Raw genomic sequence first — 16,906 nt, 5'->3', positions numbered from 1 at the left:
GCGATGATGCTGTGCAGCAGATTCGTCCAGTGTTGCGACAGGCGCTCGATGGTCTCGACGTCGAACAGGTCGGTGGCGTAGGTCAGCTCGGCCCAGACATTGTCGGTCGATTCAAAAGTGTTCAGGGTCAAATCAAACTGCGCAGTATTCGACGCCCACGGCAAGCCTTCGATCTGCAGTTGCGGCAGGCGTGTCGCGCCCTGTGCCTGACGCGCCTGGCTCTGGTGGTTGTGCATCACTTGAAACAGCGGGCTATGGCTGAGGCTGCGCTCCGGTTGCAGCGCGTCGACCAGTTGCTCGAACGGCAGATCCTGATGCGCCTGAGCGCCGAGCACGGTGTTCTTCACTTGCTGCAACAGGCTGCGGAAGGTCTGCTGGCTGTCGAACTCGGCCTTGAGCACCTGAGTGTTGACGAAGAAGCCGATCAGGCCCTCGGTCTCGACGCGGTTACGGTTGGCCACGGGCACGCCAACGCGGACGTCGGCCTGACCGCTGTAGCGGTGCAGCAAGGTCTGGAACGACGCCAGCAACAGCGCGAACAGGGTGACGTTTTCACGCTGCGCGACTTGCTTGAGCGCAGCGGCCAGTTCGAGGCTCAGCGGGATGTCGCGACGCGCGCCGCGATAGCTTTGCTCGGCGGGACGCGGACGATCGGTCGGCAGTTCGAGCAACGGCTGATCGCCATCGCCGAGTTGCGCGGTCCAGTAGCTCAACTGACGCTCGCGTTCACCGGCGTCCATCCACTGTTTCTGCCACACGGCGTAGTCGGCGTATTGCACCGGCAGTGTTGGCAATTGCGCGGTCTGGCCTTGGCTGTACGCGGCGTACAACGCCACCAGTTCATCGACCATGATGTTCATCGACCAACCGTCAGAGACGATGTGGTGCAAGGTGATCACCAGCGCGTGATCATCGGCGGCCAGACGCAGCAGTTTCACCCGCAGCAGCGGGCCTTGCTGCAGGTTGAACAGGTGCAGGGTTTCTGCGGCGACCAGCGCTTGCAGCGCCGTATCGTCCAGCCCCGCCACGTCCTGCACTTGCAGATCCAGCGTGCCTTGCGCCTGAATCACTTGCAGAGTTGTGCCCTGCTCTTCGACGAAGCAGGTGCGCAGGGATTCGTGGCGCGCGATCAGTGCATTGAAGCTTTGCTGCAACGCCGGCAGATCCAGTTCGCCGCGCAGACGCAGCGCAGCCGGAACGTGGTAAGCGGTGCTGGTCGGTTCCAACTGCCAGAGGAACCATTGGCGTTCCTGCGCATAGGAAAGCGCGAAGGGTTGCAGACGCGGCAGCGCAACAATCGCCGGTTCCTGAGTGGCCTGATTGACACCCAATGCAGCAACGAAATCTTCCAGTGTGCTGTGCTCGAACAGCGTGCGCAGCGGCACCTGAACGTTCAGCGCCTGACGCACACGCGAGACCACTTGCGTTACCAACAACGAATGGCCGCCGAGTTCGAAGAAGTTGTCATTCAGGCCGACACGCTCAAGCTTGAGCACTGCCTGCCAGATCTCGGCGACAGCGTGTTGAGTCGCGGTTTGCGGCGCGATATAGGTTGATTGCAATTGGCTGGCGTCTGGCGCCGGCAAGGCTTTGCGGTCGACTTTGCCGTTGGGGGTCAGCGGCAGTTGCGCGAGGAACAGCAGGTGCGCCGGCACCATGTATTCCGGCAGTTCGGCCTTGAGGCTGGCTTTCAATTCAGCGCGCAGTTCGACTTCATCAACAGTGCTGGCGGATGGCACCACATAGCCGACCAGTTGCGGCCCGGTCGGGCCGTCCTGAGCAACGACGACGGTTTCACGCACGCTGTCCAGCGCGAGCAAACGGGCCTCGATCTCGCCCAGCTCGATTCGGAAACCACGGATTTTGACTTGATGGTCGATGCGCCCGATGTACTCGATCACGCCTTCTGCGCGATAACGGGTCAGGTCGCCTGTGCGGTACAGACGCGCGCCGGTTGTCGAAAACGGGTCCGGCACAAAACGTTCGGCGGTCAGGCTCGGGCGCTGAAAGTAACCACGGGCCAGACCGTCACCGCCGATCAGCAATTCACCCGGTGCGCCGAGCGGATTCAGCTCAAGGTCGCTGCCGAGGATATACAGCGCAGTGTTGTCGATCGGCGTGCCAAGGAATGGACGGCTGTGGTCCGCGCTCAGTGCGTGTTGCGCCGACCAGATCGTGGTTTCGGTCGGGCCATACAGGTTCCACACGCTCGGCGTCAGCGCCAGCATGCGATTGGCCAGCTCCTGCGGCAGCGCTTCACCGCCACAGAGGAACGTGCGGCCCTTGAGAATCGCTGCGTGTTCGTTGTCGAGCAGCATGCGCCAGGTCGATGGCGTGGCTTGCAGGACGCTGACGGCGTGACGCTCGATCAGCTCGAGGACCGCTTGCGGATCCTGATGCACGTCCTTGCCGGTCAGCACCACACAGGCGCCAGCCAACAGCGGGCCGTAGATTTCCAGGCCAAAAATATCGAACGAGAACGTGGTCAGCGACAGCATGCGATCCGCAGCGGCAATCCCCGGCTGCTTGATCATGCTCGCGACAAAGTTGCTCAGCGCCGCGTGGCGCACCATCACGCCTTTCGGTTTGCCGGTGGAGCCGGAGGTGTAGATCGTGTACGCCAGATGCTCGCCGTTGACGGCAACGTCCGGCGCGGTTTGTGGATAAGCCGCCAGCCAGCCTTGTGGCTGATCGAGCAACAGGGTTTGCACACCCGCCGGGATCGGCAGCTGCGCCTGCAAATGCGCCTGGGTCAGCAGCAATGGCAGGCCGCTGTCCTCGATCATGTAAGCCAGACGATCCTCGGGATACGCCGGGTCCAGCGGCACATACGCGCCGCCGGCCTTGAGGATCGCCAGCAGGCCGACGATCATTTCCACGCTGCGCTCCACCGCGATGCCGACCAACTGATCGGGGCCGACGCCGGCCTCTATCAGTTTGTGCGCCAGTTGGTTGGCCCGGGCATCCAGCTCGCCATACGTCAGTACATCGTCGCCGATGATCAGCGCCGTCGCCTGCGGGTTTCGTTGCGCCTGCAAGGCAAAGTCCTGCTGCACGCACTCGGCCTGCGCGCTGTGATCCGCCACACGCAACCAGTCCTGCAACAACACGCCGTGTTCAGCGCTGTCCAGCAGCGGCAATTCGCCGACACGCTGGGTTGGCGCGGCAATGATGCCCTGCAACAGGTTCTGCCAATGACGCGCCAGACGCTCGACCGTTTCCGGTTTGAACAGATCGGTGGCGTAGGTCAGCTCGGCGGCGAAACCGTCATTCGATTCATAGGTATTGAGGGTCAGGTCGAACTGCGCGGTGCGCCCTTCCCACTGCACATCCTCGACGCTCAGCTGCGGCAGTTGCACCGCGCCACGGCCCTGATCACGACTGGTCTGATGGTTGAACATCACCTGGAACACCGGGCTGTGGCTCAGGCTGCGTTCCGGTTGCAGCGCTTCGATCAACTGCTCGAATGGCAGATCCTGATGTGCCTGCGCGGCCATCGCCGCTTGCTTGACCTGCGCCAGCAGTTGGTTGAACTGCAACTGGCCGTTGACCTCGGCATTGAGTACCTGGGTGTTGACGAAGAAGCCGATCAGGCCTTCAGTCTCGACCCGATTGCGGTTGGCGGTCGGCACGCCGACGCGAATCTGCGCCTGACCGCTGTAGCGATGCAGCAAGGCCTGAAACGACGCCAGCAACAGCATGAACAGGCTGGCGCCTTCGCGCTGGGCCAGTTGCTTGAGCGCATCGCCGAGGGCGGCTGGCAGGTCCAGTTGCAAGCGCGCACCGCGCAAACTTTGCACTGCCGGACGTGGGAAATCGATCGGCAGTTCCAGCACCGGCTGCTCGCCGTCCAGCGTCTTGATCCAGTAAGCCAGTTGCCGCTCGCGCTCACCCGCTTCCAGCCAGTGGCGCTGCCAGATCGCGTAGTCGGCGTATTGCACCTCCAGTTCCGGCAATGTCAGTGGCTGCCCGGCGGTGTCGGCGGCGTAATGCTGGATCAACTCGTTGACCAGCACTTTGATCGACCAGCCATCGGCGATGATGTGGTGCTGGATCAACACCAGCACATGATCGTCATCGGCGATTTTGAGCAATGCCACGCGCAGCAGCGGGCCCTGCTGCAGATTGAACGGGCGCGCGGTTTCGCTTTCGACGAACGCCTTGATCGCCGCCTCTTCACCAGCGCCGGCCGGCAACGGTGCCAGGGAGATGCTCAGCGGCAACTGCGGGTGAATCACCTGGCAGAAGGTTTCGCCGTGCTCGGCAAACGTGGTGCGCAAACTTTCGTGGCGCGCGGCCACGGCATTGAAGCTGCGCTCCAGCGCTGCGACGTCCAGTTGCCCCTTGAGGCGCAAGGCGCTGGGGATGTGATACGCGGTGCTGTGCGGGTCCATTTGCCAGAGGAACAGTTGGCGTTCCTGAGCGTACGACAGAGGAATGGCGGCGAACCCGGAGCGTGTTTCCGGGATCGGCAGGTTGGCCGGAGAGACGCCCTCTTCGAGCATCTTTTCCAGGTACAGCTTACGTTTGTCCAGCGGCAGAGTGATAAAGCGCTTGGCTACCCTCAAAGCAACACTCTTGTCCATCAGACTTCCTCCATATCGTCAAGCAGGGCTTCCAGCTTGCTCAGTTTCTGTTCGTTGATTGCCCCGCCTCCTGTATCGAGTCGAGCGACGAAGTCACTCAGGACGGGGTGCTGGAATAACAGTTGCGGGGTCAGCGTCAGGCCCAGTTCAAGGGCCATGCGCGACACCACGTTGACCGCCAGCAGCGAGTGCCCGCCCAGTTCGAAGAAGTGATCGTTCAGACCGATGCGTTGAACCTCGAGCACTTGCTGCCAGATCGCCGCGACCTGCTGCTCAAGCTCACTCTGCGGCGCGACATACGCGGCCTGCATCTGGCTGGCATCCACCGCGGGCAGGGCCTTGCGGTCGAGTTTGCCGTTGGGCGTCAGTGGCAACTGCTCAAGGAACAGCAGGTGCGCGGGAATCATGTAGTCAGGTAACGAAGACTTGAGGCCAGTCTTTAGTCCGTCGCGCAGTTGCCGCTGCGCTTCGCCGTCGTACAGATCCAGTTGTGGTGCGACCACGTAGGCCACCAGTTGCGCACCGGTTTCGCTTTCGATGGCCAGCACCGCCGCTTCGGTGACGGCCGGTTGCGCGAGCAATCGCGCCTCGATCTCCCCCAGTTCGATGCGGAATCCACGAATTTTCACCTGATGGTCGATCCGGCCCATGTACTCCAGCTCGCCCTCTTCGCGCTCGCGAATCAAATCGCCGGTGCGGTACATGCGCTCGCCATTGCCGACGAACGGGTTTGGCACGAAGCGCTCGGCGGTCATCGCCGCACGGCCCAGATAACCACGGGTGATACCGGCGCCGGACAGGTACAGCTCGGCGGAAATTCCTTGCGGTACCGCTTGCAGATCGGCGTCGAGCAAATGGCTGGCGCTGTGATCAAGGGCACGACCGATGCGCGGCTGGCCACCGGCGGTGCGGCGAGTCCAGGTCGAATAGGTGGTGTCTTCCGACGGGCCGTACAGGTCGTAGACATGCTCGACCGTCGACTGTTGATACAACGCGTCGACCAAGCCTTGCTTGAGCGGTTCGCCAGCCAGATTGATGATGCGCACGCTCGCAGGAATCTGCCCGGCGCGTTGCAGTGCAGCGATGGCCGACGGCACGGTGTTGATCAAACGCACTTGATCGCGCGCCGGCAGGTTCGGCAACTCCAGCGCATTGCGCGCAATGATCAGCGAACCGCCATTGGCCAGAGTGACAAATAGCTCCCACACGGACAGGTCGAAGCACACCGAAGTTGACGCCAGAACGCCTTGAATGTCGTCACGGCTGTAGACCTTGGCCGACCAGTCGATCAGGGCCATGACGTTGCGATGGGCGATGGCCACGCCTTTCGGTTTGCCGGTGGAACCGGAGGTGTAGATGACGTAGGCGAGGTTGTCCGGCTGCACCGTGGTTTGAGGTGCAACCGCTGAATATCCGCTCAATGAAACCTGATCCATCAGCAGCACTTGCGTGTCACCCGGCACACGCAGGGTTGCGGCGACCGCTTGCTCGGTCAGCAACACCCGCGCACGGCTGTCTTCGAGCATGTAGGCAACGCGATCCGCCGGATAATCCGGGTCCAGCGGCACATACGCGCCACCGGATTTGAGCACCGCCAACAAGGCAATCAGCAACTGCTCGGAACGCGGCATCGCCACGCCCACGCGCACTTCCGGGCCGACACCCAACTCGATCAGCTTGTGCGCCAGACGATTGGCCTGCGCGTCCAGTTCGGCGTAGGTCAGCTGTGTATCGGCGAAGGTCACCGCCAGCGCATCCGGGGTTGCTGCCACTTGGAGGGCAATGCCTTGATGAATGCACAGCTCGGTGACGAAATCGGTTTCGACACTTGGGCCGTTGTCGATCAGGTTCAACTCGCTGAGCAAGCATTCGCCAGCACCGGCCATCTGGCTGAGCAGACGCTGCAAATGCGCGCCCAACTGCGCCACGCTGGCCGGGGCGAAGCTGTCGCGCTGATAGCTGAAATGCACCGACAGTTGCGCGCCCATGCTCACCAGCAAGGTCAACGGATAGTTGGTCTGCTCCTGATTGACCACTGCACCGAAACGCAAACCCTGCGGCGCGCCGCGCTCCAGCGCTTCGCCAATCGGATAGTTCTCGAACACCATCAGGCTGTCGAACAGCGCATCACCGCCCTGCCCGGCCCAGCGTTGAATATCCGCCAGCGGCGTGTGTTCGAACTCGCGTGAAGCGAGGTTCTGCGCCTGCACGGCTTGCAGCCAACTGGCCAGACTTTGCTGCGCTTGCGGCGCGGCCACCACTGGCAAGGTGTTGATGAACAGACCGATCTGTTCTTCGGCCCCCGGCAGATCCGCCGGACGCCCGGCCACGGTCGCGCCGAACGCCACGCAGTCCTTGCCGGTGTAACGCTGCAACAGCAACAGCCACGCGGCTTGCACCAGCGTGTTGACGGTGACTTTCGAAGCGCGGGCAAATTCACCCAGACGCACGCTCAGGTCGGCGTCCAGCACTTGGTAATGGTCGCCATAACCGACACTTGGCAAAGCGTCGATGGGCCGCGCGATGGCGTTGGCCAGACGCGTCGGCTCTTGCAGATTGCCCAGCGTTGCCAACCAGTAATTCTCGGCAGCCGCCGCATCCTGACGCTGCAGCCAACCGATGTAATCGCGATAGCGACCCGCCGGACGCGGCACCGCTTCGCCGCGATAATGCTGCAGCACTTCGCCGAGCAACTGCGCGCTGCTCCAGCCGTCCATCAAAATGTGATGGTTGGTGTAGATCAGATGATGACGATCGGTCGCCGTGCGCACCAGCACCAGGCGCAACAACGGCGCACTGTTGAGATCCAGGCCCAGTGCGCGCTCCTCGTCAGCGAGGGTTTGCAGCGCCGTTTCCAGATCAGCCTTGCCGCTCCAGTCGAGCACGCTGAACGGCACGTCCACTTGGCGCTGCACCACTTGCACCGGTTGCGGCAAGTCGCCCTGCCAGAAGAAACCACTGCGCAGGATATCGTGCGCATCCACCACCGCTTGCCAGGCCGCGCGGAAACGCTGCGGATCGACACCATCGACGTCGAGGCGCATCTGGTTGATGTAGTCGCCACTGCCCTGTTCGAGCAGGGTGTGGAACAGCATGCCCTGCTGCATCGGCGACAGCGGGTAGATGTCATCGATGCCTTGCGGCTCCAGCACCAGCGCATCCAGTTGCGCTTGCGACAGTTGCGCCAGCGGGAAGTCCGACGGCGTCACGCCACGGTTGCCGCTGTCACAGCAATGGCTGATCAGCGCCGTCAATTCCTGCACATAGTCATCGGCCAGACGCTGAATGGTCGCCGCGTCGAACATCGCGCCGCTGTAGGTCCAGCTCAGGTCCAGTTCACCGCCGAAGACCTTGCCGTTCAATGCCAGCGGGTTGCCCAGCGGGCCTTGCAGGTTGACTTCAGCACCGCCGGATTCGCTGGTCGGTGCGAACAAAGCCTCATCCGCCTCAGCAAAGCTGCCGTCGAACTGGCCTAGATAGTTAAAGGTTAGGCGCGGCGCCGGCAAGCCTTGCAGTGCCTCGCGAGACTGCGCATCGCCCAGATGTGCCAGCGCACCGAAACCGATCCCTTTGTGCGGAATCGCCCGCAGTTGTTCCTTGACCTGTTTCAGCGAAGCGCCCAGCTCAGCCACCGGCGACAGACGCGCCGGAAACACACTGGTGAACCAGCCGACGGTGCGGGTCAGATCGATGTTGTCGAAGAGGTCTTCGCGACCGTGGCCCTCGAGCAAGACCAACGCGTTGTCAGCACCGGTCCAGCGCACCATCACTCGCGCCAGTGCCGTCAGCAGCAGATCGTTGACCTGCGTGCGATAGGCCTGCGGCGCATCCTGCAAGAGTTGACGGGTCAGGGCTTTGTCCAGTTTGCTGCGGATCGTCAGCGCCTGATCGTGTTGCTGCCCGCCGTGCGGATGGTCGTAAGGCAAGGCAGCCGAAGCGCCTCGCAACTGCTGCTGCCAGAAGCCCAGTTCGGTTTGCAGCGCCGGGGTTGCCGCATAATCCTGCAACGCTGCTGCCCAGGCTTTGACTGCGCTGGTCTTGGCGGGCAATTGCACGGGGTTACCCGCGAGAATCTGCCGATAAGCGTTTTGCAGGTCTTCGAACAAAATCCGCCACGACACGCCATCGACCACCAGGTGATGGACGATCAGCAACAGGCGCTGCGTGCCGTCAGACAGGTTCGCCAACACCGCGCGAATCAGCGAGCCGCCGCTCAGTTGCAGGCTGCGCTGGGCCTTTTCACCCAAGGCCTCCAGCGCCGCGAGATCAGCCACATCGACTTGCCAGAGGATGGTCTCGCCGGCTTGCGTGGCAACGTCGCGGTATTGCGCGACCCAGCCGTCAGCCTGCTCGACAAACTCCAGACGCAAGCTGTCGTGATGCAGCACCAAGGCATCCAGCGCTTGCTCCAGCAGCCGTGGGTCCAGCGCCTGCGTTGGCTTGAGCATCACCGACTGGTTCCAGTGATGACGATCGGGAATCGCCTGCGCGAAGAATTCCTGATGAATCGGCAGCAGCGCCGTGCTGCCGGTGACCGGTTGCTGATCGATCGATTGCAGCGCTTCGCCGGTCTGCGCCACCAACGCCAGTGCGGCGATGGTCTGGTGCTGGAACAGGTCTTTGGGTGTAAAGCGAATCCCGGCTTGCCGCGCACGGCTGACCACTTGAATCGAGATGATCGAATCACCGCCCAGTTCGAAGAAATTGTCGCTGATGCCCACTTGCTCAAGCTTGAGCACGTCTTGCCAGATCGCCGCCAGTTGCTGTTCCAGCGCGGTTTGCGGTGCAACGTAAGTTTGTTGCAGTTGGCTGACGTCCGGTTTCGGCAGGTTCTTGCGATCGAGTTTGCCGTTCGGTGTCAGCGGCATGCGCTCCAGACGCAGCACATACGCCGGCACCATGTGCGCTGGCAACGTCGCCTTGAGTTGCGCACGCAGCTCGTCGGTGAAGTCGGCACGGCTGGAATCGCCGACCACATAGGCCACCAGACGCTTGCCACTGCCGGCGCTGCCTTCCTGCGCCACGACCACCGCTTCGCGCACGCCGTCGAGCGCTTGCAGGGCTGCTTCGACTTCGCCCAGCTCAATGCGGAAACCGCGAATCTTCACCTGATTGTCGATGCGATCCAGGTAGTCGAACGTGCCATCGACACGCTGACGGACCAGGTCGCCAGTGCGATAAAGCAAACCGCCGTTGGTGCTGAACGGGTCAGCCACAAAGCGCTCGGCGGTCAGCCCCGGACGGTTCAGATAACCCCGCGCCAACCCCGTGCCACCAAGGTACAGCTCACCGGCCATGCCTTGCGGCAGCAGGTTCAGATCAGCGTCGAGCACGTAGGCGCTGCGGTCACCGATACGGCTGCCGATTGGCGCATACGCAGCGCCGCATGGCACCTCGCGACCGGCCTTCCAGATCAGCGGCGTGACCACGGTTTCGGTCGGGCCGTAACCGTTGATGATGTAGTCCGGATCGAGCGCACGCTTAACGCGCTCGAAACTGGCGTTCGGCACCGCATCACCGCCGAAACAATAGATACGCACCTTCGGCGGATTGCCGACGCGCTCGGCGTGTTCGGCCAGTTGTTGCAAGTACACCGGCGGGAACGCGACCACGGTCACGCCGTGCTCGATCATCGCGTTGTAGGTCTGCTCCGGCGTCCACAAGCTGTCGTCGCGAATCAGCAGCGACGCGCCGTGGGTCAGGCTGGTCAGCCAGCGTTCGTGGGCACCGTCGAAGGCGAACGACATAAAGTGGAATTCGCAGTCACTGTCACGCATTTCATAACGTTGACCGATGGCCTGGCAGTGCATGGCCAACGGGCCGTGGGCGACGCTGACGCCTTTCGGATTGCCGGTGGAACCGGAGGTGTAGATCACGTAGGCGAGGTTGTGCGGATCGAGTTGCACGTGCGGTGCCTCGATCGGCAACTCGCGCAAATCGAGACGATCCAGTTCCAGCAGGGGCACCGATTCATCGACCGGCAATTGCGCCGACACCGACGAGTCGCTGATCAGCAGCGCCAGTCCGGAATCTTCGATCAGATAGGCCAGGCGTTCGCGCGGATAACTGGTGTCCAGCGGCACATAAGCGCCGCCGGCCTTGAGCACCGCCAACAGCGCGACGATCACCGACTCACTGCGCGGCAGGGCTACGCCGACGCGGGTTTCGGCACCGACACCACGGGCGATCAGCGCATGCGCCAGTTGGTTGGCACGCTGGTCGATCTCGCCGTAGCTGAAACGCTGACCGTTGAAGATCACCGCCGTGCGCTGCGGATTTTCCGCGGCCAACGCGGCAATGCGCTGATGCACGCCGATGTCCACCGGGTACGGCTGCGGCTGGTTTTCGCCTTGCTGGCGCGCCTGCTCTTGAGCGTCCGCCAAAGCGATTTCACCGAGGTTGCGCTCGGCCGACGCGGCGAACTGCTCAAGCAATTGCAGCAGGTGCGCACTGATGCCGGCGATGACATCGCTGGCGAACTGGCCGCGATCAAAGCTGTAGTGCAACGCCAGTTGCTGGCCAAGCGTGACCGCCACACTCAGCGCGTAATGGGTCTGTTCGAGGTTGCCAACATCACCGAATGTCAGCCCTTGCCCGGCCTGACTCAGCGCTTGGGCAATCGGGTAGTTTTCGAACACCAGAATATTGTCGAACAGTGCTTCACCGCCCTGTCCGGCCCAACGCTGGATGTCCGCCAGTGGCGTGTGTTCGAAGTCGCGCAGGCTCAGATTCTGCGCCTGTACCGCTTGCAGCCAGCTGCCAACGCTTTGATCCGGACGCGGTGCGCCGATCACCGGCAAGGTGTTGATGAACAGACCGACCTGCTGCTCAATGCCCGGCAGATCCGCCGGACGCCCGGCCACGGTCGCACCGAACGCCACGGCTTCGTGACCGGTATAGCGTTGCAGCAACAGCAGCCACGCCGCTTGCACCAAGGTGTTGACGGTGACTTTTTGCTGGCGGGCAAAGGTTTCCAGCGCCTGGGTACGCTGCACGTCCAGTGTCAGGTAATGATCGCCGTGGCCGCCCTGTTTCTCGCCAGCGGTGGCCGCGCGCGCCAGTCGGGTCGGTTCTTGCAGGGCGGCCAATTGGCCGTTCCAGAAATCTTCACTCAGTTGTCCGTCCTGACGTTGCAGCCAGGCGATGTAGTCGCGATAACGCCCGCCGCCATTCAGCGGCGTGCGGCCGCTGTAGCGCTGCAAGACTTCGCCGAGCAACTGCGAGTTGCTCCAGCCGTCCATGAGGATGTGATGGTGGGTGTAAATCAAATGCCATTGCTCGGCACCGGTCTGCACCAGAACCAGTCGCAGCAGTGGCGCACAGCTCAGATCGAAACCTTGCTGACGCTCGGCATCGGCCAACGCCGCGAGCGCTGCCGGCTGATCGTCGCGGTCGCGCCAGTCCAGCGTGGTGAACGGCAGTTGCACCTGCTTGTGGACGATCTGCACCGGCTGCGTCAGCTCACCCTGCCAGACGAAACCGCTGCGCAGAATGTCCTGCGCATCGACGGTGGCCTGCCACGCAGCGCGGAACCGCTCGGGATCGAGACCTTGCACGTCAACGCGCAACTGGTTGATGTACTCGCCCGCCGCTTGTTCGTAGAGGGTATGGAATAGCAAGCCTTGCTGCATCGGCGACAGAGGATAGACATCGTCGAGTTGACCCGCCGGCACCGGCAGCGCATCCAGTTGCGCTTGCGTCACGCGCGCCAGCGGGAAGTCCGATGGCGTCGCTTGCGCGGCTTGCAACGTGCAGCAATGCTCGATCAGCGCATGCAGTTCCAGCGCGTATTGATCGACCAGATGCTGCACGGTCGTGCTGTCGAACATCTCGCGGCTGAAACCCCAGCTCATCGACAGTTCACCGCCATACACCTGACCTTCCACGGTCAGCCAGTTGGCCAGAGGCGCGGCCGGATCCTGCGCGATGCCGCTGGTTTCGGCGGACGGTACGAACAGCGCGGCTTCGTCGAACTGGCGATCGAACTGGCCGAGGTAGTTGAACGTAATCCGTGGCGGTGCCAACTGCGCCAGTTCGGCGCGCACCGATGGCGCCGCCAGATAACGCAGCACGCCGTAGCCCAGACCTTTGTCCGGCACCGCGCGCAGTTGCTCCTTGATCGACTTGATCGACCCGTCGAGATCGTCGGCGGCCGTCAGCTTGACCGCGAACAGGCTGGTGAACCAGCCAACGGTGCGGGTCAGGTCGATGTCGTCGAACAGGTCTTCGCGACCATGCCCTTCCAGTTCGACCAACGTGCCCGGCTGCTGGCTCCAGCGGCTGATGGTGCGCGCCAATGCGGTGAGCAGCAGATCATTGACCTGCGTGCGGTATGCGGCCGGTGCCTGTTGCAGCAACTGACGGGTGCGCTCGGCGTCGAGGCGCCATTCGATTTTCTCGCCGTGCAGGTTTTGCAGGCTGCCATCGGGACGTTCGCACGGCAGGTCCGTCGCGCCCTGATGCTGGGCTTTCCAGTAATCCAGTTGCGCGTCGAAACGTGCCGCTTCGCTTTCGAGGCGCGCGGTCCAGGTCTGGAACGCATTGGTCTTGGCCGGCAACTGAATGCCGCCGCCCGCCGCCAATTGCTCGTAAGCCTGCTGAAGATCTTCCAGCAGCACCCGCCAGGAAACACCGTCCACCGCCAAGTGGTGAATGATCAGGGCCAGGCGCTGAGAGCCATCGGCCAGCGTCACCAGCAGTGCGCGCAGCAGCGGACCGTTCTGCAGGTCGAGGCTGCGCTGGGCATCGTTGCACAGCGCCTGCAATTGTTCAGCGGACTCGGCGTCACGCAGCCACAGCTCAGCACTGTCGACCAGCGGACCGTGGCTTTGCTGCCAGCCGTTTGCGCTTTCGACAAAGCGCAGGCGCAAAGCGTCGTGATGATTGATCACCTGCGTCAGCGCGGCATCGAGCCACTGTGCATTCAAGCTGTCGCGTGGGGTCAGCAGCAGCGACTGATTCCAGTGTTCACGCAGCGGCATCGCACGGCTGAAGAAATGCTGTTGGATCGGCCCGAGCACGGCGGCGCCGGTCACCGGTCCTTGGTCTACCGAGGTCTGATTATCCAGCGTGGCAACCAGCGCGAGGCTGCGCACGGTCTGGTACTGGAACAGGTCGCGCGGGCTGATACGAATCCCGGCCTGCCGCGCACGGCTGACCACTTGAATCGAGATGATCGAGTCGCCGCCCAGTTCGAAGAAGTTGTCTTCCAGACCGACGCGCTCAAGCCCGAGCACATCTTCCCAGATCGCCGCCAAAGCTTTTTGCAGCGCATCCTGCGGCGCGACGAACGCTTGTTGCGGCGCCGCATCCGGTTGCGGCAAGGCTTTGCGATCGAGTTTACCGTTGGCCGTTACCGGCAATTTCGCCAGGGTGAGCAGGTAGGTCGGCACCATGAATTCCGGCAGGCTGCCGAGCAGCCACGCCTTGACGTCCTGCTGCCACTGTTCGTCCGGCTGAGCATTTTCCAGCACAAGGTAGGCCACCAGGTGTTTGCCGCCCTGCACCAGTACCACCGCTTCGCGCACCAGTGGGTGCTGCATCAGGCGCGTTTCGATTTCGCCCAGCTCGATGCGCAGACCGCGCAGTTTCACTTGATGGTCGAGACGACCGAGGTATTCGATCACGCCGTCGGCACGCTGACGCACACGGTCACCGGTGCGGTACAGCCGCGCGCCGTCGTGGAAAGGGCACGGCACAAAACGCTCGGCGGTCAGCGCCGGACGCTGGTGATAACTGCGCGCCAGCCCGGCGCCACCCAGGTACAGTTCGCCAGCCACGCCGCTCGGTACCGGCAGCAGCTCGGCATCGAGGACGTGGGTGCGCAGGTTGGTGATCGGCCGGCCGATCGGCACGCTGTCGGCGCCTTCGTCAACGCAGGTCCAGTGGGTCACGTCGATCGCCGCTTCGGTCGGGCCGTAGAGGTTGTAGAGGCCGGCGTTCGGCAGTTTGGCGAAGACTTGCAGTTGCGCATCCAGCGGCAGTGCCTCACCGCTGCACACGATGCGTTTGAGGCCGGTGCAGCTTTCCACGCCCGCCTCGTGAATGAACGCCTGCAACATCGACGGCACAAAGTGCAGCGTGCTGATGCCATGGCGGTTGATGATGTCGATCAGTTGCAGCGGATCGCGGTGCGCACCTGGCGCGGCAACCACCAGACGCGCGCCGGTCAGCAGCGGCCAGAAAAACTCCCAGACCGACACGTCGAAACTGAACGGGGTTTTCTGCAACACCGAATCGCTGGCGTCGATCGCGTACGCTTCTTGCATCCAGAACAAACGGTTGACCAGCGCCGCGTGGCTGTTGCCGGCGCCTTTCGGTTTACCGGTAGAGCCCGAGGTGTAAATCACATAGGCCAGGTTCAGCGGATCGACGCTGACGTCCGGGCGGCTGTCGCTGTAGCCGTCGAGCAGGCCCGGTTGATCCAGTGTGATGACCTGCGCGCCGTCAGTCGGCAGCGATGCCAGCAAAGCATCCTGGGTCAGCAGCAAGGTGATGCCACTGTCCTCGATCATGTAGGCCAGACGTTCCTGCGGGTACTCCGGGTCCAGTGGCACATAAGCGCCGCCAGCCTTGAGAATCGCCAGCAGCGCGACGACCATTTCCACCGACCGCAGGGCGCACACACCGACCAGACTGTCGGCCCGCACGCCTTGCTCACGCAGCAGATGCGCGAGGCGGTTGGCGCGGCCATCCAGTTCGGCGTAGCTCAGGGTCTGCTCACCGAACAGCAGCGCCGGCGCATTCGGCGTGCGGGCCACCTGCGCTTCGATCAGTTGGTGTATCGGTGTTTCGGTCGGATAGACCGCATGGACGTTGTTCCAGTCATGCACCAGCGTGTGCTGTTCCTCGGTCTCCAGCAGCGGCAGCTCACCGATGCGTTGCGACAGGTCGGCGACCATGGCCGAGAGCAAGCGCAACCAGTGGCGCGCCATGCGCTCGATGGTCGCGGGCTCGAACAAGTCGCTGGCGTACGTCAGCGCGGCGTGCAACTTGCCGCCCTTCTCGTAGGTGTCCAGAGTCAGGTCGAATTGAGTGGTGCGGCTCTGCCAGTCGAGGCTGTCGAGCACCAGGCCGGATGCAGTGCTGAGGGTGGCGATATCGGCCACTTGCGGCTGGTGGTTGTACATGACCTGGAACAGCGGCGTGTGACTGAGGCTGCGCTCGAGTTTCAGCGCTTCGACCAGTTGCTCGAACGGCAGATCCTGATGCGCTTGAGCGCCGAGCGCAGTTTCCTTGATCGCGCGCAGCAGGTCATCGACCCGCGTCTGCCCGTCCAGTCGGGTACGCAACACCTGAGTGTTGACGAAGAAGCCGATCAGCCCTTCGATTTCGCCACGGTTACGGTTGGCAATCGGCACGCCGACACGGATGTCGGTTTGACCGGTATAGCGATGCAGCAGCGCATTGAAGGCACCGAGCAACAACATGAATAAAGTGACCTGATGCTGCTGCGCGGTGTTGCGCAGCTGTTCGGCCAGTTGCCCATCAATGGCGAATTCGTAACGGGTACCGCGACAGCTCGGCATCGCCGGACGCGAATGATCCAGCGGCAGTTCCAGCACAGGGTGTTCGTCGCCCAGTTGCGCCTGCCAGTAATCGAGTTGCCGCGCTTGTTCGCCCGCTTCGAGCCAGCGGCGCTGCCACAAGGCGTAGTCGCTGTACTGGATCGGCAACGCGGCCAGTTGCGGCTGCTGGCCGGCATCGAACGCGTCGTAACAACGAATGAATTCGTCGATCAGCACGTTCATCGACCAGCCATCGGAGACGATGTGGTGCAGGGTCAACAGCAGAACATGTTCCTGCTCGGCGAGCTTGAGCAAGGTCACCCGCAGCAGCGGGCCGACGGCCAGATCGAACGGCAATACCGATTGCTGTTCGGCGGCCTGCACCACGGCCTGTTCACGTTCGCTGGCCGGCAATGCACTGAAATCTTCATGGCTGATCATCAGCGGCGCCGTGGCCGGCACCTGCAACAGGCTGTCGTCAGCCTGGCGCTGGAACACCGTGCGCAGGGTTTCGTGACGCTCGACCAGGCTGGCGAAAGCTTGCTCCAGCGCGCCGAGGTTGAGGCGACCGCTCAGGCGCACCGCGCCCGGCAGGTTGTAGGCGCCGCTCTGCGGATCGAGTTGCCAGAGAAACCACATGCGTCGCTGCGCATAGGACAACGCCTGGCGATCCTCGGCTTCGATCCCGGCCGGAATCGGAAACCGGGCGAAATCCACGCCCTCCTTTTGCAGGGCCGCGAGGAACATCTGGCGCTTTTCCAGGGGCAACCCGATAAACCGGCGAGCAAGTTTCAAGGAGTCTTCAGCATTCAT

At 62.8% G+C, this 16,906-nt stretch carries 2 protein-coding genes (1 of these 2 only partly in view); both read right to left on the bottom strand.

Annotated elements, in window-relative coordinates:
• A protein-coding gene (locus tag CKW17_RS12935; RefSeq protein WP_095120101.1) for a non-ribosomal peptide synthetase crosses the window boundary here: on the bottom strand, positions 1-4,586 show its 5' portion. 10,393 nt of this gene lie to the left of the window's left edge; only the first 4,586 of its 14,979 coding nucleotides appear in the window; it begins with the start codon at positions 4,584-4,586; its stop codon lies off the left edge, out of view.
• Positions 4,586-16,906: a non-ribosomal peptide synthetase gene (locus CKW17_RS12930; protein ID WP_095120100.1), complete on the bottom strand. Its 12,321-nt coding sequence runs from the start codon at positions 16,904-16,906 to the stop codon at positions 4,586-4,588. The genes CKW17_RS12935 and CKW17_RS12930 overlap by 1 nt, the downstream gene beginning before the upstream one ends.

It is taken from the genome of Pseudomonas sp. Irchel s3f10, from assembly GCF_900187515.1.
Taxonomy (GTDB): Bacteria; Pseudomonadota; Gammaproteobacteria; order Pseudomonadales; family Pseudomonadaceae; genus Aquipseudomonas; species Aquipseudomonas tensinigenes.
Note: the sequence above shows the minus strand (reverse complement) of the source record. Positions and strands in the feature narration are given on the sequence as shown.